Source organism: Nocardioides sp. zg-1308, from assembly GCF_013155375.1.
Lineage (GTDB): Bacteria > Actinomycetota > Actinomycetes > Propionibacteriales > Nocardioidaceae > Nocardioides > Nocardioides renjunii.
The window spans coordinates 1,407,195-1,425,399 of the sequence record NZ_JABJQY010000002.1; the positions used below are offsets into that span (position 1 = coordinate 1,407,195).

An 18,205-nucleotide genomic window follows, 5' to 3' on the forward strand; every position below is an offset into this window, starting at 1 on the left:
CGGCCCATTTCCGCGCCGCAGTCGCCTAGGCTGCTCTCCGTTCAGCGCCCGGCCCGCCGGCCGGCGCAGGTGATGCACGTTCAGGGGGAACATCGATGAGTCAGGGGTCCTCGGTCGCCTCGGGCCTGGTCCGGGTCACCATCGCCTCGGGGTCTCGACGGGTCGATCTCGTGCTGCCCGGGTCGATCCCGGTCGCCGAGCTGGTGCCCGAGCTCGCCCGCTCGGTGGGCCTGCTCGACGCCTCCACCGTCTACGGCGGCTACCGCCTGGTGACGCAGGAGGGGCGGATCCTCGCCGCCGACGCCGGACTCACCATGCAGGGGATCGAGGACGGCGGCCTGCTCACCGTCTCCGCCGGCGTCGACGAGAAGGCGCCCCGCGTCTACGACGACGTCGTCGAGGCGATGGCCGACGTCGTGGAGAACGAGCTCAAGCCGTGGGAGCCGGCCGCCGGACGGCGTACGGCGCTCGGCGCGGGCGGCATCCTGCTCGGCCTGGGCGCGCTGGCGCTGCTGCTCCAGGGCGAGAGCCTGCTGGGCGGCGTGGCCGCCGCGGTGATCGCGGGCCTGCTGGTGGTGGGCGGCATCGTGCTGGCCCGCGCCCAGGGCGAGCCCGAGGCCGGCGTGGTCGTCTCCCTGCTGGCCGCGCTCTACGCCGGCGTCGCCGGGCTCCTGCTGGCGCCGGGCGACCTGCCCGCGTGGAGCTGGCCGCTGGACGACGCCTTCTTCACCGACCCGCTGCTCTTCGCCGGGCTGGGCGTGCTCGCCGTGGGTCTCGCTGCCGTGGTGGGCCTCCAGGACGGCCGTCCCCTGGTCATCCCGGCCGTGGTCGTGGGTGCCGTCCTGGTGGCCGGGTCCGTGGTGATCCGGGTCTTCGACCTCGACCCCGGGCCGGTCTTCACCGTGCTGATGACGCTCGTGGTGCTCGCCGGCAGTGTCCTGCCGTGGCTGGCCCTCGGGGTGACCGGCACCACCGTCGACCAGCTCTACTCCCTGCACGACATCACCGCCGACCCCGACGAGATCGACCCCGACGAGGTCGCCGACGACGCCCGGGTCGGCCACGAGATCCTGCTCGCGGTGTCGGCGACGGTCGGCACGCTGCTCGTCCTCCTCGCGCCGTTCGCGGTGGACCGGGGCGTCTACGGCACCGTCCTGGCCGCGGTCTGCTGCCTCGCGGTCATGTTCCGCACCCGGCAGTACCGCACCAGCGCCGAGGTGCTGGCGGGCCTCGCGTCCGGCATCCTCGGCCTCGTCTCGGTCGCCGTGTCGATGCTGCTCATCCACGACGGCTGGCGCTCCGGTGCCGCGATGGGCCTGGCCGCCCTCGGTGCCCTCCTGCTGGCCCTCACCCTCGTCCCCGCCTCGGCCTCCGTGCGGCGCGGCCGGCTGGGCGACGTAGTGGAGACGATGACCCTGCTCGCACTGCTGCCGCTCATGGTGCTGGCGGCCGGCTTCGTCGCGGCCGTGGCGGGCTGAGCCGATGGCCACCAAGAAGGACCTCGTCGAGGCGCACGCCTTCAGCCGCCGCCGTCTGGTGACGGCGTTCGTCTCCGGGGCGCCCGGCGGCCGCGAGGTCGAGCCCGTGCGACCCGGCCGGGTGCTCATCGGCGGCGTGGCCCTGTCAGTGCTGCTGCTCGCCGGCGCGGCGATCGCCGGCTTCCTGCTCGGGCGCCCGCCGGCGCAGTGGCTCGACGAGGGCAGCTTCATCATCTCCAAGGACACCGGCGAGCAGTACGTCGTCCTGCGCGGCGGCGACGACCCGATGATCCAACGCGTGCCCAACTACGTCTCGGCCCAGCTGCTGCTCGAGCAGGCCGAGCTCACCCCCTACACCGTGCGCGACAAGTACATCCGCACCGTCCAGCTCGGCGAGGACCTGGGCATCGAGGGCGCCCCCGCGGGTCTCCCCGCGGCCGACGAGCTGGTCGACGACGGGTGGACCGCCTGCACCGCCGACGGCTTCGGCATCAAGGTCGCCGTCCAGCAGGAGCCGGGTGTCGAGGACCTGACCGGGTCGGCGTTCCTCGTCTCCACCAAGGGCAAGGAGTGGCTGATCGCGACCGCGCCGCCCGTCGGCTCCACCCAGGGCCGCGCCTACCGGTTCCCGATGCCGGCTGACGACACCAGCGCCTCGACCATCGGTGACCGGCTCGACTTCACGTCGGCGCCCGTCGAGGTCGACCAGGACTGGCTCAACCTCTTCCCGCTCGGTGACGCGCTGGAGAAGGACGCCTTCGGGGTCACCCGCGACGGCGAGCCGGTGCCCTACGGCGACACCCGCACAGACCTCTCGGCCTACCAGGTCGGCGACCTGCTCCGCTCGGCCAGCGGCCGCTACTACCTCCTCGGTGACGAGGGACCCGAGCGGCTGTCGGCCTTCGCCGGGGAGGTCTACTCCGTGGTCGGCCGCCAGGCCACCGAGCTGTCGGAGGACCTCGTCGTCGACTTCGCCATGACCAGCTCCCCCGCCGAGTGGCCCTCGGAGCTGCCGACCGCGGTCAGCACCGGCGCGCTCTGCGCGGTGCTCCACCCCGGCACCGACGGCGACCCGGCCGTCACCCTCGCCACCAACCCCACCGGTGCCGCCGACCCCGCCGAGACCGACGCCGCGGTCCGCGCCGGTCGCCACGACGTCGACGTCGAGCCCAGCGCCGGCGCCTACGTGCTGTCCGGGTCCGACACCGCCGCCCCCGGCGGGACGCCCTACGTCATCGACACCAAGGGCGCGCGCTACACGCTCGGCCCCCGCGTGCCCGAGTTCATCGGCTACGCCGAGGTGGAGCCGCCACTCGTGCCGAGCGCCTGGCTGCAGTTCTTCGACACCGGGGTGGCGCTGTCGACCAACAGCGCGCGTCGGGTCTCCGAGGACGCACCGCCACCGGAGTCCGAGGCGGACGCCGGGTGATGGGACCGGCACGCCTGCGTACGACGCTCGCGGCCGGCGTGGTCGCAGCGTCGGTCGTCCCCTTGTGGGCCGGATCGCCGGCCCACGCCGACCACGACGCCCCGTGCTCGGTCGGCGAGGTGCCCGGCTCCGAGCGGCTGGCCGACACCCACGAGAAGGACAACCCGGTCTTCGACCGGATGCACGTCGAGCAGGCGCAGGAGCTCGCCATGGGCCGCGGGGTCGACGTCGCCGTCATCGACAGCGGCGTCATGCGGGTCGACGGCATCACGGTGGGGGGTGCCCGCGCCCTCGCCGGCGCCTCCGGCACCGGCCTGCTGTCGGGCCACGGCACGATCGTCGCCGGGCTCATCGCCGGTCCCCGGGGCGTGGCGCCCGGCGCGACGGTCTTCGACTACAAGGTCTACGACTCCGACACCGCCGACGTGTCGCAGGGCCAGAAGCAGCCGACCTCCGCCGGGATCGTGGCCGGGATCGAGGCGGTCATCGCCGACGACCGCCAGGTCGGCTTCGACGTGGTCAACATCTCGCTCGCCGTCGACTCGTCCGACCCCGCGTTGAAGGCCGCGGTCGCCCGTCTGGTCGCCCTCGACGTCGTCGTGGTCGCGTCCGCCGGCAACGTGGAGGAGGGTGACGGGTCCGACGACGAGGGGTCCCGGGGCACCCCGGGCAACGACGCCGAGGTGTTCCCCGCCGACTACCCCGGCGTGCTCGCCGTGAGCGCCACCCCGCCCCAGGGCGAGGACCCCAGTGCCTACGTCGTGCCCAACCTCGACACCGACGTCGCGGCACCCACGGTCGGAGCGATCTCGGCCAACGCCACCGGACAGGTGTGCGTGGTCGGCGAGGTCGCCACGTCCTGGGCCGCCGCCGAGGTGAGCGGCATCCTGGCGCTGCTGCGCGAGCGCTTCCCCCGCGAGACCCCGCGGCAGCTCGTCGCGCGGCTGCAGGCCACGACCGAGGGCGCCGGGGCGCCGCAGGGCCCGGACGCCGTGGTCGAGAACCCCTGGACGGGAGCGGGCGTGGTCCAGGCCCACGACGCGCTGACGCGCGAGATCCAGCCCAGCCGCCGTGGCACGGTGAAGACGACCGTCGCCGAGACGCGCGCCGACGCCCAGGCGCCGCCGGCCCCGGAGCGCGTCGACCTCTTCAGCACCCCGCGCGCCATCCTGCTGTGGGCCGGCCTGGTCGCGGGGTCGCTGCTGGCGCTCGCCTTCATGCTGCGCCCGTTGCTGCGACGCTGAGTCAGGCGGTGGTGCGGCGTGATGGAATCGCCCCATGACCGACACCTCGGACGAGCCCGTTGCCGTCATCCTGGCCGGCGGGCAGGGCTCGCGCCTGTGGCCGATCAGCCGTGACCGCGCCCCGAAGCAGTTCCAGCCCGTCGTGCGCGACCGGCCGCTGCTCACCGGCACGATCGAGCGGCTCAGCGAGATCGTCGACCCCCGCCGCATCCACGTCTCCACCCGCGCCCGCTTCGCCGACGCGGCCCGCGCCAACCTCGGGCCGGTGCCCGCGGAGAACCTGATCCTCGAGGAGGACCCGGCCGGTCCGGCGACCGCCTTCGCGCTGAGCGTCGCGACCCTGACGCACCTCTACGGCAACGCGCCGGCCCTCATCGCCCCCTCCGACCACCTGATCAACGAGGAGGAGGCCTTCAACGCCGCGTCCCGCGACATGCTCGCGCAGCTGGAGAAGACCCCCGAGTCGATGGTGGTGCTCGGCGCCGAGCCCAGCAGGTACGACCCGAGCCTGGGCTACATCCACACCAAGGACGGCGACGGCAGCGTCGAGGTCATCGACTCCTTCCACGAGAAGCCCGACCAGGAGCTCGTCGACGAGCTGTCCGGCACGGGGTCGCTCTACTGGAACACCGCCTGCTACGGCGTACGCGTGGGGCAGGCGTGCGAGGCCTACCGCACCGCCCTCCCGCTGATCTTCGACTCGATCGAGCGGTTCGCCCGCAGCCAGGGCACCGACCAGGCCTACCGCGGCGCCACCATCGGCGGCCACGAGATCTACCCCCTGATGTGGGCCGGGATGGAGTGCCTGGTGGTCCCGCGCCGGCTCGGCTGGACCGACGTCGGCACCTGGACGCGCCTCGAGCGCGTGCTGCACGACCAGCGGGTCACCTCGATCGGCCCGGCGCTCCAGCTCGACGCCGAGGACGTCCTGGTCGCCAGCATGGACGGCCGGCCGGTCGTGACCCTCGGGGCGAGGGGGCTCATCGTGGTGACCCACGAGGACGCCGTCTACGTCCTCGACAAGAAGAAGGCCCTCGACACCCCCACCCTGGAGCGGCTGCGTTCGCTCCTCGCGGCCAGCACCCGCGAAGATCTCCTCTGACCTCCCACCGCTCCCCAGCGAAGGAACCCATGTCGCACGAGAACAGCCAGCACATCGTCGTCGTCGGCACCAAGCCCGACATCATCAAGCAGGCGCCGATCTACCACGAGCTGCGCAACCGCGGGCACGACGTGGTGCTGTGCCACACCGGCCAGCACTACGACCACAACCTCTCGCAGTCGATGCTCGACGAGTTCGGCGTGCGCGAGGACGTCAACCTCGAGGTCCGCGGCGGGGTCAACGACCTCGTGTCGGGGATCACCGCCAAGCTGGCGCTCTACCTGCGCGGCTTCGCCGAGCGCGGCGGCTTCCCGATCACCTACGTGCACGGTGACACGACCACCGCCATGGCCGGCGCGCTGGCCACCTTCGGCGAGCGGCAGGCGCTCGTGCACGTGGAGGCCGGCCTGCGCACGCTCTCGCCGAAGCCCGAGGTCCTGCGCGGCTGGATGGAGCAGGGCGCCGACCTGGACTGGGCGTCGTTCCGCGAGCAGTCGATCGACCGCGCCAGCTGGTCCAAGGGCAGCCGGGAGCCCTCGCCGGAGCAGTTCAACACCCGCGTCGCCGACGCCGGCTCCGACCTGCACGCCGCGCCCGTCGAGCTCAACCGCGAGTTCCTGCTCGAGGAGGGCTTCGCCCCGGCCGCCATCGACGTGGTCGGCAACTCGGTGGTCGACGCGCTGCAGCAGGCGGTCGCCGGTAGCGACAAGAACCAGGTCCTGCAGAAGTACCCGCAGATGGGCGACGGGTCGTTCCTGCGCTTCTGCGTGCACCGCCGCGAGAACACCACCAACCGTGACCGCTTCAACCTGCTGATGGACGCGATGGAGGAGCTGCTCGAGCAGGGCCACCACGTCCTGTTCATCCGCCTCCTCGGCACCGAGGCCGCCATCGACAACTTCGGCCGCCGCCAGTGGCTCGAGGACCTCGAGGCCAGGTACGGCGACGCGCTGATCTCGACGCCCGTGTGGGACAGCTACCTCGACGTGGTCGCCGCGATGTCGATGTGCGCGGTGATCGTCACCGACTCCGGCAGCATCGTGGAGGAGGCCAACGTCCTCGAGGTGCCCTGCGTGACGCTGCGGTTCGGCTCGGACCGGTCCGAGACCTTCCTGGCCGGCAGCAACTTCCTCGCGCCGCCGATCCACAAGGACCTCATGGTCAGCGTCATCCACCACGTCTTCGAGCACCGCGCCGAGCTGTCGTGGGAACGGGTCTACCCGGAGAAGGCGTCGGCGATGCTGGTCGACGCCGTCGAGCGGCGCCTCGACGACAACAGCCTGCTCATCTCGGAGGAGTGGCGCTACGGCCTGCGCGCCCAGCTGCGCTGAGCCGAGGACGACGACGGCCCCGCACCAGCAGGTGCGGGGCCGTCGTGTCGGCGGAGGTAGGGGGATTCGAACCCCCGAGGGCGTTAACCCAACCCGCTTTCCAAGCGAGCGCCATAGGCCACTAGGCGATACCTCCGCCGAGGAGAGTACCGGTCGCCCCGGTGCCGGTGAAATCGCGTACGCCGACGCCGCCGGTCCCCGGGTTTGGGCGCCCGACATCGGCTCGCCTAGACTCCCGGCAACCCCCCACGCGGCGTCACCTCGCCCAATCCCCCAGGGCCGGAAGGCAGCAAGGGTCAGTGAGCTCTGACGGGTGCGTGGGGGGCCTCTTCATGTCCGGGGCTCGCACGGGGACGGACCGGGGACGGACCGGGGGCCACGCCCGGTGTGCACTGTGGGTCCGCCCGGTTAGGGTTCACGACGTGGAGTCACCGCTCGCGCTCTATCGCCGCTACCGGCCCGAGACCTTCCAGCAGGTCATCGGGCAGGACCACGTGACGGAGCCCCTGCGCGCGGCCCTCGCCGCCAACCGCGTCAACCACGCCTACCTCTTCTCCGGGCCCCGCGGCTGCGGCAAGACCACCTCGGCGCGCATCCTGGCCCGCGCGCTCAACTGCGCCCAGGCGCCGGTCTCCGACCCGTGCGGCGAGTGCGACAGCTGCCGCGAGCTCGCGCGCGGCGGCACCGGCTCGCTCGACGTGATCGAGATCGACGCGGCGAGCCACAACGGCGTGGACGATGCCCGCGACCTGCGCGAGAAGGCGTTCTTCGCGCCGGTGCGCGACCGCTACAAGGTCTACATCATCGACGAGGCCCACATGGTCACGCCGCAGGCCTTCAACGCGCTGCTCAAGCTCGTCGAGGAGCCGCCGCCGCACCTCCGGTTCATCTTCGCCACCACCGAGCCCGACAAGGTACTGCCGACGATCCGCTCGCGCACCCACCACTACCCCTTCCGGCTCATCCCGCCGCGCCTGCTCAGCGACTACCTCTCCCAGCTCGCCACCGAGGAGGGCGTGGCCATCGAGCCGGCCGCCCTGCCGCTCGTCGTGCGCGCCGGTGCCGGCTCGGCCCGCGACACCCTGTCCGTGCTCGACCAGCTGCTCGGCGGCGCCGGCCCCGACGGCGTCACCCACAAGCTGACGACCGACCTGCTCGGCTTCACCCCCGACTCGCTGCTCGACGAGGTCGTCGAGGCCTTCGCGACGCGCGACGGTGCCTCGGTGTTCTCCGTGGTCGACAAGGTCGTCGAGACCGGGCAGGACCCCCGCCGCTTCACCGAGGACCTGCTGCGCCGGCTGCGTGACCTCGTCATCGTCACCGCCGTGCCCGGCGCCCCGGCCACCGGGCTCATCGACGTCCCCGAGGACGCGGGCGAGCGGCTCGTCGCGCAGGCCGCCCGGTTCGGCGCGATCGAGCTCAGCCGTGCCGCCGACATCGTGGCCGCCGGCCTCACCGAGATGCGCGGCGCGACGGCTCCGCGGCTCCTGCTCGAGCTGCTGTGCGCCCGGGTGCTCCTGCCCGGGGCCGACCACACCTCCGAGGGCGTGATGGCCCGCCTCGAGCGCCTCGAGCGCCGTCTCGACGTCACCGGCGCGCCGACCCCGGCCGCCCAGGCCCGCGCGGCGGCCGTCCCCGCCGCGGCCGCGCCCGCGACGGACCTCCCGCAGCCCGTCGCCCCGGCGGCGCCCACCCACGCGGCGCCTCCCGCAGCGACCCCGACGGCACCTGCAGTAACGCCCGCGGCAGTGCCCGCACAGTCACGGCCCGCCCCGGCCCGGTCCGACGAGCCCGCACCCCCGCCGCCGGTCCCCACCGCGGCGCCGGCGGAGGGCCGGGACGACGGCCCGCCGCCGCCCCCGCCGATGCCGTCGGCGGTGCCGGCTGACGGTCACGCCCCGTCCCCCGCGACCTCGTCGGAGCCCGGTCCGCAGGCGCCGCCGGTGGTCGCCGAGCCGGCCCCGGTCGCCGCGGCCTCGGCCGCCCCGGGTGACCCGGTGGCCGAGCAGCCCGCCGGTCCGCGCGGCGGCCTCAGCCTCGTCGACGTACGCCGCCTGTGGCCGGACATCCTCGAGCAGACCAAGAACCGTCGCCGCCTCGCGTGGATGGTGCTCTCCCAGCACGCCCACGTGGTCGACGTCGACGGCACCCGCCTGACCGTGGGCTTCGCCAACGCCGGTGCCCGCGACTCGTTCGTCAACGGCGGCTGCGACGAGATCCTGCGGCAGGCCGCCATCGACATCGTCGGCATGGACTGGCGCGTCGAGTCGATCGTCGACCCCTCGGGCGCCGCCGCGGAGGCCCCGGTCGTGCGCCAGTCGGCCACCGCGCCGTCCCCCGACCCGACCTCGCCGTCCGTGGCCGACCTCGCCGGCCGGCCGCCCGGCGGCGCGGCCCAGGAGGCCCCCGACGGCCCGCCCTCCTGGGTGACGGGCGACGCCGCCCCGGCCCCCGTGGCCGCGCCCCAGCCCTCGGTCTCGGCGGCGCCGGCCCGCGAGGCGCTCCAGGTTGCCCGCGCCGGGGGTCCGCCCGAGCCGTCGGAGCCCGTGCGGTCGGCCGACGACGACGTCGACCCCGACGACCCGGACGCCGAGTCGGGCGCCCTCGACACCGAGTCGCTGCTCAGCCAGACCCTCGGTGCCAAGCTGATCGAGGAGATCAGGAACGACTGACCGGCACCGTCCTGCTCGCCCGCACCATCCCCGTCCGCGCACCCGATCCCCCGTGGGAGACCCGATGACCCAGAACCCGTTCGACGCCCTCGGCGGCGGCTTCGACATGAACGCCCTCCTCCAGCAGGCGCAGCAGATGCAGCAGCAGCTCGAGGAGGCCCAGGCCGCCCTCGCCCAGCAGACCGTCGAGGGCACCGTCGCCGGCGGCGCCGTCACGGTGACGGCCAACGGCGTCGGCGAGCTGGTGGGCGTCACGATCCGCTCCGGTGAGTTCGACGGCACCGACCCCGACGACCTGTCGGACCTCTCCGACCTCATCGTGGCCGCCTACCGCGACGCGCGGGCCAAGTCCGAGGCGCTCGCCGGTGACTCCCTGGGCCCGCTGACCGACGGCCTCGGGGGCGGCGCGGGCGGCGGCGGCCTCGGCTTCCAGCCGCCCAGCCTGGGCTGAGGCGACGTCGTTGTACGAAGGTGTCGTCCAGGACCTGATCGACGAGCTCGGTCGGCTGCCCGGCGTCGGGCCCAAGAGCGCCCAGCGCATCGCGTTCCACCTGCTCCAGGCCGAGCCCGTCGACGTGCGCCGCCTCGCCGACGTCCTGATCGAGGTCAAGGCCAGGGTCAAGTTCTGCTCGACGTGCTTCAACGTCAGCGAGGACGAGCGGTGCCGGATCTGCCGTGACGAGCGCCGCGACCCCAGCGTGCTGTGCGTCGTGGAGGAGTACAAGGACGTCGTGGCCATCGAGCGCACCCGCGAGTTCCGCGGCCGCTACCACGTCCTCGGAGGGGCGATCTCGCCCATCGACGGCATCGGACCCGACCAGCTCCACGTCAAGGAGCTGATGCCGCGGCTCGCCGACGGCACCGTCACCGAGGTCATCCTCGCGACCGACCCCAACCTCGAGGGCGAGGCCACCGCGACCTATCTCACGCGACTGCTCCTCCCGATGGGGTTGCGCGTGACCCGCTTGGCGAGTGGACTGCCGGTGGGTGGTGACCTCGAGTACGCCGACGAGGTCACGCTCGGGCGGGCTTTCGCCGGAAGGAGATCAGCCGAATGAGCGTCGAGAAGATCAGGTTCGAGGAGCAGATCGCCGACTCGGTGACGAGCTTCCTGATCGCGCTGCGCGCGATCGCCCGCGAGGGCAACGGCGCGGAGGCGGTCTCGCTGCTGCTCCTCGAGATCAGCCAGGTGCTGCTCGCCGGCGCGCGGCTCGGGGCGCAGACCGACTTCACGCCCCGCGAGGAGTTCCAGCCCGACGTCGGCCCGGAGGCCGACATCGACGAGCTGCGGCTGCGGCTCGCCGACATGCTGGACAGCATCGACCCCTACACGTTCGTCTTCGACCCCTTCGTCCCGGAGGTCGTCGAGAGCCGGCTCTCCGACGACCTCGCCTCGATCGCCATCGACCTCGAGAACGGCCTGCGCCACTACCGCGCCGGCGACGTCGACGAGGCCCTGTGGTGGTGGCAGTTCTCCTACGTCAACAACTGGGGCAACCTCGCCGGGGCGGCGCTCAACGCACTGCTGACGGTCGTCGCGCACGACCGCTTCGACACCGACTTCGAGGCCAACGCCGAGGCCGTCGCGGTCGCCGATGAGATGCTCGAGGTCGAGCCGGGGACGCAGCCGTAGAATCGGGGTCGGCCTGCCGGCAACGGCGCCGCGGGCCCGCCATCCCGACGCGGCCCGAGAGCCGCACCCCGATCCCCGAGGACCACACCGTGGGCATTGTCGTGCAGAAGTACGGCGGCTCCTCGCTCGCCGACGCCGACGCCATCAAGCGCGTCGCCCGGCGCATCGTGGAGGTCAAGAAGTCCGGCCACGACGTCGTCGTCGCCGTCTCCGCCATGGGCGACACGACCGACGACCTGGTCGACCTCGCCACCGGCGTCTCGCCGCTGCCGCCGGCGCGCGAGATGGACATGCTGCTCACCGCCGGCGAGCGCATCTCCATGGCGCTGGTCGCGATGGCCATCAGCGACCTCGGGTTCACCGCCAGGTCGTTCACCGGCTCCCAGGCCGGCGTCATCACCGACTCGGTGCACGGCAAGGCCAAGATCATCGACGTCACGCCGGGCCGGATCACCCAGGCGATCGGCGAGGGCCACATCGTGATCGTCGCCGGGTTCCAGGGCGTGTCGGCGGACACCAAGGAGATCACCACGCTGGGTCGTGGCGGCACCGACACGACCGCCGTCGCCCTGGCCGCTGCGCTCGAGGCCGACGTGTGCGAGATCTACACCGACGTCGACGGCGTCTTCACCGCCGACCCGCGCATCGTGCCCAGCGCCCGCAAGCTCGACCACGTCTCCTACGAGGAGATGCTCGAGCTGGCCGCCTGCGGCGCCAAGATCCTGCACCTGCGCTGCGTGGAGTACGGCCGCCGCTACGGCATCCCGATCCACGTCCGCTCGTCGTTCAGCCAGCTCGAGGGCACCCGGGTCGTCGACACGCCCGCGCGCCCCGACCAGTTCAGTGCACCCAGCGAGGAAGTCACCATGGAGCAGCCCATCATCGCCGGCGTCGCCCACGACCGCAGCGAGGCCAAGATCACCGTCGTCGGCGTGCCCGACAAGGTCGGCGAGGCGGCCCGCATCTTCGAGGCCCTCGCCGACGCGCAGATCAACCTCGACATGATCGTGCAGAACATCTCGGCCGCGGCGACCAGCCTCACCGACATCTCCTTCACCCTGCCGCGGACCGACGGCCAGACCGCGATGACCGCGCTGGCCCGCATCCAGGCCGAGGTCGGCTACGACAAGCTGCTCTACGACGACAAGATCGGCAAGGTCTCGCTCATCGGCGCCGGCATGCGCTCGCACCCCGGCATCACGTCCAAGTTCTTCGGCGCCCTCGCCTCGGCCGGCGTCAACATCGGCATGATCTCCACCTCCGAGATCCGGATCTCCGTCATCGTCGACGAGAACGCCGTCGACGACGCCGTCCGCGCCACGCACACGGCGTTCGACCTCGACGCCGACGAGGTCGAGGCGGTCGTCTACGGAGGGACCGGCCGATGAGCGCGGGCGTCAACATCGGCATCGTCGGCGCCACCGGACAGCACACCCCACGCGGTTCTGTGCTCCTCCGCTTCGCTCCTCCGCCCACAACCGCGCGGGGACCCCGTGCCGAGATGGAGTCCTGATGGTTTCGCTGGGGATCGTCGGTGCCACCGGACAGGTGGGCGTCGCGATGCGGCAGATCCTGCTCGAGCGCGACTTCCGGGCCGACCAGGTCCGCTTCTTCGCCTCCTCCCGCTCCGCGGGCACCGTGCTGCCGTTCGGCGACCGCGACATCACCGTCGAGGACGCGGCGACCGCCGACCCCGCCGGGCTGGACATCGCGCTGTTCTCGGCCGGCGCGACGACCTCCCGGGCGCTGGTGCCGAGGTTCGTCGACGCCGGCGTGATCGTCGTCGACAACTCCTCCGCCTTCCGCAAGGACCCCGACATCCCGCTGGTCGTCTCGGAGGTCAACCCCGACGCGATGGCGCCGGTGATCGAGGCCGGGCGCGGCATCGTCGCCAACCCCAACTGCACGACGATGGCCGCCATGCCGGTGCTCAAGGCACTGCACGACGAGGCCGGGCTGAGCCGCCTGATCGTCTCCACCTACCAGGCCGTCTCGGGCTCGGGGGTCGCCGGTGTCGAGGAGCTCGCCCGCGGCGTCGAGGCGGCGGGCGACAAGGCCCGCGAGCTCGCCTACGACGGCTCGGCGATCACGTTCCCGGAGCCGGCGACCTACGTCGAGCCCATCGCCTACAACGTCCTGCCTCTCGCCGGGTCCATCGTCGACGACGGGCTGGGCGAGACCGACGAGGAGCAGAAGCTCCGCAACGAGTCCCGCAAGATCCTCGGCCTGCCCGACCTGCTCGTGTCCGGCATCTGCGTGCGCGTCCCGGTGTTCACCGGCCACTCGCTGGCGGTCAACGCCGAGTTCGAGCGGGCGATCACGCCGCAGCGGGCCCGCGAGATCCTCGCCTCGACCCCCGGCGTCGAGCTCGACGACGTACCGACCCCGCTCAAGGCCGCCGGCAAGGACCCGTCCTACGTCGGACGCCTGCGGCAGGACCAGGGCGTGCCGGGCGACCGCGGGCTCGCGCTCTTCATCAGCAACGACAACCTGCGCAAGGGCGCCGCCCTCAACACGGTGCAGCTCGCCGAGCTCATCGCTGCCGCTCGCTGATCGGCGGACGCCGCTCCGTATGACGCGGCGCGGGCCGAGGGCGGGGGGACGAACGACAGGAGCTCCCGGACCCGATCACGGGTCCGGGAGCTCCGGCTGTCGGGGTGACAGGATTTGAACCTGCGGCCTCGTCGTCCCGAACGACGCGCGCTACCAAGCTGCGCCACACCCCGCCGCCCGGGTCGATGGAACCGGCCCGGGCAACGCGGGCGAGCATACCGGAGCGGTCGAGGCGTCCCGAAATCGCCCCCGGCGGCGTGGACGCCGCGGGCTGGGACCGAGACCTGACGTCAGGCGGACGTCGCCGCCCGGCGCGCCAGCGTCAGGTGGACCACGCCGCTCGGCGACGACACGGCCTCGACGTCGTAGGTGTCCTCCAGGGCCTCCAGGCCGTCCCACAGGCGCGTGCCGCGGCCCAGCACGATCGGCACCTGCACCAGGTGGAGGTGGTCGACCAGGCCGGCGGTGAGGAACTCCCGGATCGTGGTCGCGCCCCCGCCGAGGCGTACGTCGAGGTCGCCCGCCGCCTCGGTCGCGACAGCCAGCGCCTCGGCCGGGGAGGCGTCGAGGAAGTGGAAGGTGGTGCCGCCCTCCATCTCCAGCGACGGGCGCGGCCGGTGCGTGAGGACGTACGTCGGTGTGTGGAACGGCGGGTTCGGACCCCACCAGCCGCGCCAGTCGGTGTCGTCCTGCCAGCCGGGGGGACCGAACTTGTTCGCGCCCATGATCTCGGCGCCGATGCCGATGCTGTGGCGCTCGGCGAACACGTCGTCGACCCCCGCCCCGCCCGTGGCCGGGTCCCAGAACCGCGTGGCCATCATCCACCCGTGCAGGCGCTGCCCGGCGTGGCCGAACGGCGTCTCGAGGCTCTGCGGCTCGCCCGCCCCGAAGCCGTCGAGCGAGATCGAGAAGTTGTGGACGCGCACGAGCGACATGGCTCTCCTAGGTGAGGGTCAGCAGGGTCGCCTCCGGCCGGCAGGCCACCCGGAAGCGGACGTAGGGGTTGGTGCCCAGGCCGGCCGAGACGTGGAGCCACGCCGAGCCGTCGTCGCCGGGGGACGAGTCGGCGGGGTGGCGGTGCAGGCCGCGGGCCCGGGCCGGCTCGAGGTCGCAGTTGGTGGTCAGGGCCCGGCCCGTCCCGCCGAGGGTGGGCAGGCACACCTGGCCGCCGTGCGTGTGCCCGGCGATGATCGCGTCGTAGCCGTCCCGGGCGAGCTGGTCGAGGACGCGGAGGTACGGCGCGTGGGTGACCCCGAGCCGCACGTCGGCCGCCGGGTCGGCGGGCCCGGCGACCCGGTCGAGGTCGTCGTAGCCGAGGTGCGGGTCGTCCACGCCCGCGAACGCGATCGTGGTGCCGCCCACTGTGAGGGACCCGAACCCGTTGGTGAGGTCGAGCCAGCCGGCGGAGCCGAAGCGTTCCTTGAGCTCCGGCCACGGCAGCTGCGGCACCTGCGTGTTGCGCCTGCCGTCGTCGGGCAGGAGGTAGCGCAGCGGGTTGCGCATGCCGGGGGAGTAGTAGTCGTTGGACCCGAGGACGTAGACGCCGGGGACGTCGAGCAGGCCGCCCAGCGCATCCGTGACGACCGGCACGGACCGCATGTGGGCGAGGTTGTCACCAGTGTTGACGACGAGGTCGGGACCCAGGTCGGCCAGGCCGCGCAGCCACTCCTGCTTGGCGCGCTGGTCGGGGGCCATGTGGATGTCGCTGAGGTGCAGCACCTTCAGCGGGGCGTGGCCGGGAGGCAGCAGCGGGACGCTCACCCGACGCAGCGTGTACTGCCGGGCCTCCCACGCGGCGTACGACGCGAGGCCGGCGCCCGCGGCCACCGCCAGCGTCGCCGCTCGGGCCACGCCGCGGCCCGGGCGGGGGAGGGAGACCATGCGGCAAGGCTGCCACAATGGCCGCATGAGTGCTCTGAAGGACCGTCTCCGCGCCGACCTCACCACCGCCATCAAGGCGCGTGACGAGCTGCGGTCCTCGACCCTGCGGATGGTGCTGACGTCCATCACCAACGCCGAGGTCGCCGGCAAGGAGGCGCGCGAGCTCACCGACGACGACGTCCTCGGCGTGCTGTCGACCGAGGCGAAGCGCCGCCGGGAGGCCGCGACCGCCTTCGAGGAGGGCGGCCGCGCCGAGATGGCCGCCAAGGAGGCCGCCGAGGGCCGCGTGATCGCCGAGTACCTCCCGACCCCGCTCACCGAGGCCGAGATCGCCGACCTCGTCACCGCGGCCGTCGAGCAGACCGGCGCAGCCAGCGAGGGCATGCGCGCGATGGGCAAGGTGATGGGCGTGGTGACGCCTCAGGTCAAGGGTCGCGCCGACGGCGGCGCGGTCGCCGCGGAGGTACGCCGCCAGCTGGGCTGAGGCCCGCCCGCCGAGGTCGGGGCGGAGGGTCAGCCGCGGCCGCGACCGCGGCCCCTGCCGTTGCCGTTGCCGTTGCCGTTGCCGCCCTCGGTGGCGGGCGGCGGGACGTAGCCGGTGGAGCCGTAGATCGTCACGGTGTCACCCGTGCTGAGCGCTGTGCCGGCCTCGGGGGACGTGGAGGCCACCAGTCCGGCCTCGACCTCCGAGTTGACCTGGCCGCCGTCGGCGACGGTGAAGCCGGCCGCCTCGAGCTGGGCCGTGGCCGCCTCGACCGCCTGGCCGGTCACGTCGGGGACGCTGGTCAGCACGCCGGCGATCTCGTCGCCGGGCGGGGCCTGGAAGTCCTCGTCGGGGAGGTTCGGCGACGCAGCGGCCATCGCGTCACCCCAGATGGGTCCGGCGACGGTCGATCCGAAGGCCTCGCTGATGTAGGTGCCTCCGACGACCTGGCCGTTGAGGCTCACCCACTCGCCGAACTCGTTGGCGCCGGCGACCATCGCGGCCGTCGAGATGGTGGGCGTGTAGCCGGCGAACCACACCGACATGTTGTTCTGGTTCGTCCCGGTCTTGCCGGCCGACGGCTTGTCGATGGCGATGTTCTGGCCGAACCCACCGGGCTCCATCACGCCGCGCAGGATGTCGTTCACCGCGTCGGCGGTCGCACCCGGCATCACCTGCTCGCAGTCGGGGGCGAAGTCCTTGAGCACCTGGCCGGACGAGTCGAGCACCTGCGTGACCGGGCGCGGCTCGCAGTGCAGGCCGCGGGCGGCGAAGGTGGCGTAGGCCTGGGCGATCTCGAGCGGGTTGCTGTCGGAGACACCGAGGATCCACGACGGCACCTTCTGGGCCAGCGGGACCTTCACGCCCATGTCGGCCGCGAGCCGCAGCGGCTCGCACATCCCGGTCTGGGTCTCGAGCTGGGCGAAGAAGGTGTTCACCGACTGCTGCGTGCCGGAGTAGAGGTCGAACGTGCCCGAGCCGGTGGAGTTGGAGACGTTCCAGCCCTCGCCGTCACCGGCGTAGGGGCCGTCGCAGTTCTCGAACGCCTCGTCGGGGATGTTCATCTCCTGCGGCGAGCTGATGGTGGTGCTCAGTGGGATGCCCTGGTTGATGGCCTCGGCGAGGACGAAGACCTTGAACGTCGACCCGGCCTGGAACCCGTTGGCGTCGCCGTACTTCTTCGGCACCACGTAGTTGAGGTAGGTCTCGCCGCCCTGCTTGTCCTTGCCCATCGGGCGCGACTGCGCGATCGCACGGACGTCGCCGGTGCCGGGCTCGACCATGGCGAGACCGCCGATGGCCTGGTCGGTCTGGAAGACGTGGCTCGAGACCGCGTCGTCGGCGCCCTTCTGCATGTCGAGGTTGATCGTGGTGTTGATCGTCAGCCCGCCGTTGTTGAGCGTGCGGCGACGCTCCTTGGGCGTGTCGCCGAGGACCGGGTCCTTCAGCAGCCAGTTGACGACGTAGTCGCAGAAGAACGGCGCCCGGGACTGCTGGCAGCCGTTGGGCGAGGTCTCGATCTTGAGCGTCTTGCCGATCGGCTTGCTGGAGAGCCGCTCGGCCTTCTTCTCGGTGAGGATGCCGAGCTGGGCCATCCGGTCGAGGACGACGTTGCGCCGGCTCTCGGCCCGCTCCGGGTTGTCGATCGGGTCGTAGCCGACCGGGTTCTTGACGAGCCCGGCGAGCGTCGCGGACTCGAGGAGGTTGAGATCCTTGGCGTTCTTGGAGAAGAAGTGCCGCGCGGCCGACTGGACGCCGAAGGCGCCGTCGCCGAAGTAGGCGATGTTGAGGTAGCGCTCGAGGATCCAGTCCTTGGTGTGGTTCTTCTCGAAGGCGATCGCGTAGCGGAGCTCGCGGATCTTGCGCGCGTAGGTCTCCTCGGTCGCGGCCTTGCGCTCCTCGTCGGTCTCCGCCTGGTAGAGCAGCGTCTGCTTGACCATCTGCTGGGTGATCGACGACCCGCCCTGCACCGAGCCGCCGTTGGCCTGGTTGGTGATGAACGCGCGCAGCGTGCCCTTGAGGTCGAGCGCACCGTGGTCGTAGAAGCGGTAGTCCTCGATCGCGACGATCGCCTTGACCATCGGCCGCGAGATCGAGCTCAGCGGGACGTTGATCCGGTTCTGGTCGTAGAGCGAGGCGATCAGGTTGCCGTTGACGTCGTAGATCCGCGTCTTCTGCGACAGGTCCTTGGCCTCGATCGACTCCGGCAGGTTGACCATGCCCTTGCTGACGTCCTTCGCGGCCACGCCGACGAGGCCCGCGAATGGGATGGCGAGGCAGGCGGCGAGGACGCCCATGACGACCGCGACGGCACCCATCACGGCGAGGTGGGAGGCCACACGGCCGGCGTCGGGGCGTCCGTGGGGGCGCTGCGGGCGGGAAGACATGGTCACCAGAG

15 protein-coding genes, 2 tRNA genes and 1 other RNA gene are annotated in these 18,205 nt (G+C 72.5%); 13 read left to right on the plus strand and 5 right to left on the minus strand.

Going from position 1 to position 18,205, the window contains the following annotated elements; genetic code table 11:
* The first annotated feature begins 95 nt into the window (after positions 1 to 95).
* From eccD to HN031_RS08505, 5 genes are read left to right on the plus strand one after another with little or no spacing between them, the layout of a single operon-like run.
* Positions 96 to 1,478 carry a type VII secretion integral membrane protein EccD gene (gene eccD / locus HN031_RS08485; protein ID WP_172268858.1) on the plus strand — a complete coding sequence of 461 codons (1,383 nt, stop codon included), beginning with the start codon at positions 96 to 98 and terminating at the stop codon, positions 1,476 to 1,478.
* Between the two features lie 4 nt (positions 1,479 to 1,482).
* The gene (locus HN031_RS08490) at positions 1,483 to 2,907 is read left to right on the plus strand and encodes a type VII secretion protein EccB (protein ID WP_172268861.1); all 1,425 of its coding nucleotides are present in this window, start codon (positions 1,483 to 1,485) and stop codon (positions 2,905 to 2,907) included.
* A complete protein-coding gene (locus tag HN031_RS08495) occupies positions 2,907 to 4,151 on the plus strand; it encodes a S8 family serine peptidase (protein WP_172268864.1) in 1,245 nt (414 codons plus the stop codon). Before HN031_RS08490 ends, HN031_RS08495 begins: the two co-directional genes overlap by 1 nt.
* Before the next feature lie 34 nt (positions 4,152 to 4,185).
* Positions 4,186 to 5,253, plus strand: a complete 1,068-nt coding sequence (locus HN031_RS08500) for a sugar phosphate nucleotidyltransferase (protein WP_172268867.1) — start codon at positions 4,186 to 4,188, stop codon at positions 5,251 to 5,253.
* Positions 5,254 to 5,282: 29 nt separating this feature from the next.
* Positions 5,283 to 6,584: a UDP-N-acetyl glucosamine 2-epimerase gene (locus HN031_RS08505; protein ID WP_172268870.1), complete on the plus strand. Its 1,302-nt coding sequence runs from the start codon at positions 5,283 to 5,285 to the stop codon at positions 6,582 to 6,584.
* A gap of 51 nt (positions 6,585 to 6,635) precedes the next feature.
* Here HN031_RS08505 and HN031_RS08510 read toward each other — a convergent pair.
* A tRNA-Ser gene (locus HN031_RS08510) sits at positions 6,636 to 6,720 on the minus strand.
* A 104-nt stretch (positions 6,721 to 6,824) separates the two neighbouring features.
* On the opposite strand from HN031_RS08510, the gene ffs reads away from it, so the two are divergent.
* The 7 genes from ffs to HN031_RS08545 all read left to right on the plus strand — a co-directional run bounded on the left by ffs (position 6,825) and on the right by HN031_RS08545 (position 13,442).
* An RNA gene (gene ffs / locus HN031_RS08515) (signal recognition particle sRNA small type) lies at positions 6,825 to 6,914 on the plus strand.
* A 92-nt stretch (positions 6,915 to 7,006) separates the two neighbouring features.
* On the plus strand, positions 7,007 to 9,256 hold the full coding sequence (locus HN031_RS08520) for a DNA polymerase III subunit gamma and tau (RefSeq protein WP_367650702.1): 2,250 nt from the start codon (positions 7,007 to 7,009) through the stop codon (positions 9,254 to 9,256).
* 64 nt (positions 9,257 to 9,320) lie between these two features.
* Positions 9,321 to 9,707, plus strand: coding sequence for a YbaB/EbfC family nucleoid-associated protein (locus HN031_RS08525; RefSeq protein ID WP_172268876.1), 387 nt, complete (start codon positions 9,321 to 9,323; stop codon positions 9,705 to 9,707).
* Between the two features lie 10 nt (positions 9,708 to 9,717).
* A complete protein-coding gene (gene recR / locus HN031_RS08530) occupies positions 9,718 to 10,314 on the plus strand; it encodes a recombination mediator RecR (RefSeq protein ID WP_172268879.1) in 597 nt (198 codons plus the stop codon).
* Positions 10,311 to 10,889, plus strand: a complete 579-nt coding sequence (locus HN031_RS08535) for a DUF5063 domain-containing protein (RefSeq protein WP_172268882.1) — start codon at positions 10,311 to 10,313, stop codon at positions 10,887 to 10,889. Before recR ends, HN031_RS08535 begins: the two co-directional genes overlap by 4 nt.
* An 89-nt stretch (positions 10,890 to 10,978) precedes the next feature.
* On the plus strand, positions 10,979 to 12,277 hold the full coding sequence (locus tag HN031_RS08540) for an aspartate kinase (protein ID WP_172268885.1): 1,299 nt from the start codon (positions 10,979 to 10,981) through the stop codon (positions 12,275 to 12,277).
* A gap of 124 nt (positions 12,278 to 12,401) precedes the next feature.
* A complete protein-coding gene (locus HN031_RS08545; RefSeq protein ID WP_172268888.1) occupies positions 12,402 to 13,442 on the plus strand; it encodes an aspartate-semialdehyde dehydrogenase in 1,041 nt (346 codons plus the stop codon).
* A 99-nt stretch (positions 13,443 to 13,541) separates the two neighbouring features.
* Here HN031_RS08545 and HN031_RS08550 read toward each other — a convergent pair.
* The 3 genes from HN031_RS08550 to HN031_RS08560 all read right to left on the minus strand — a co-directional run bounded on the left by HN031_RS08550 (position 13,542) and on the right by HN031_RS08560 (position 15,323).
* Positions 13,542 to 13,615 (minus strand) — tRNA-Pro (locus tag HN031_RS08550).
* Positions 13,616 to 13,732: 117 nt separating this feature from the next.
* Positions 13,733 to 14,377 (minus strand): dihydrofolate reductase family protein, encoded by a 645-nt coding sequence (locus tag HN031_RS08555; RefSeq protein ID WP_172268893.1) that lies wholly within the window; start codon positions 14,375 to 14,377, stop codon positions 13,733 to 13,735.
* 7 nt (positions 14,378 to 14,384) lie between these two features.
* On the minus strand, positions 14,385 to 15,323 hold the full coding sequence (locus tag HN031_RS08560; RefSeq protein ID WP_172268896.1) for a metallophosphoesterase: 939 nt from the start codon (positions 15,321 to 15,323) through the stop codon (positions 14,385 to 14,387).
* Positions 15,324 to 15,348: 25 nt separating this feature from the next.
* On the opposite strand from HN031_RS08560, the gene HN031_RS08565 reads away from it, so the two are divergent.
* Positions 15,349 to 15,807: a GatB/YqeY domain-containing protein gene (locus tag HN031_RS08565; protein WP_172268899.1), complete on the plus strand. Its 459-nt coding sequence runs from the start codon at positions 15,349 to 15,351 to the stop codon at positions 15,805 to 15,807.
* 29 nt (positions 15,808 to 15,836) lie between these two features.
* Here the strand turns inward: HN031_RS08565 and HN031_RS08570 are convergent, their stop codons facing one another.
* Complete coding sequence (locus tag HN031_RS08570) at positions 15,837 to 18,194, minus strand: transglycosylase domain-containing protein (RefSeq protein ID WP_172268902.1); 2,358 nt, start codon at positions 18,192 to 18,194, stop codon at positions 15,837 to 15,839.
* Between the last annotated feature and the right edge of the window lie 11 nt (positions 18,195 to 18,205).

Excerpts from the sequence above, each read along its gene's own strand:
- eccD (WP_172268858.1), top strand. The coding sequence starts at position 96 with ATGAGTCAGGGGTCCTCGGTCGCCTCGGGCCTGGTCCGGGTCACCATC.
- HN031_RS08490 (WP_172268861.1), top strand. The coding sequence starts at position 1,483 with ATGGCCACCAAGAAGGACCTCGTCGAGGCGCACGCCTTCAGCCGCCGC.
- HN031_RS08495 (WP_172268864.1), top strand. The coding sequence starts at position 2,907 with ATGGGACCGGCACGCCTGCGTACGACGCTCGCGGCCGGCGTGGTCGCA.
- HN031_RS08500 (WP_172268867.1), top strand. The coding sequence starts at position 4,186 with ATGACCGACACCTCGGACGAGCCCGTTGCCGTCATCCTGGCCGGCGGG.
- HN031_RS08505 (WP_172268870.1), top strand. The coding sequence starts at position 5,283 with ATGTCGCACGAGAACAGCCAGCACATCGTCGTCGTCGGCACCAAGCCC.
- HN031_RS08525 (WP_172268876.1), top strand. The coding sequence starts at position 9,321 with ATGACCCAGAACCCGTTCGACGCCCTCGGCGGCGGCTTCGACATGAAC.
- HN031_RS08535 (WP_172268882.1), top strand. The coding sequence starts at position 10,311 with ATGAGCGTCGAGAAGATCAGGTTCGAGGAGCAGATCGCCGACTCGGTG.
- HN031_RS08545 (WP_172268888.1), top strand. The coding sequence starts at position 12,402 with ATGGTTTCGCTGGGGATCGTCGGTGCCACCGGACAGGTGGGCGTCGCG.
- HN031_RS08555 (WP_172268893.1), bottom strand. The coding sequence starts at position 14,377 with ATGTCGCTCGTGCGCGTCCACAACTTCTCGATCTCGCTCGACGGCTTC.
- HN031_RS08560 (WP_172268896.1), bottom strand. The coding sequence starts at position 15,323 with ATGGTCTCCCTCCCCCGCCCGGGCCGCGGCGTGGCCCGAGCGGCGACG.
- HN031_RS08565 (WP_172268899.1), top strand. The coding sequence starts at position 15,349 with ATGAGTGCTCTGAAGGACCGTCTCCGCGCCGACCTCACCACCGCCATC.
- HN031_RS08570 (WP_172268902.1), bottom strand. The coding sequence starts at position 18,194 with ATGTCTTCCCGCCCGCAGCGCCCCCACGGACGCCCCGACGCCGGCCGT.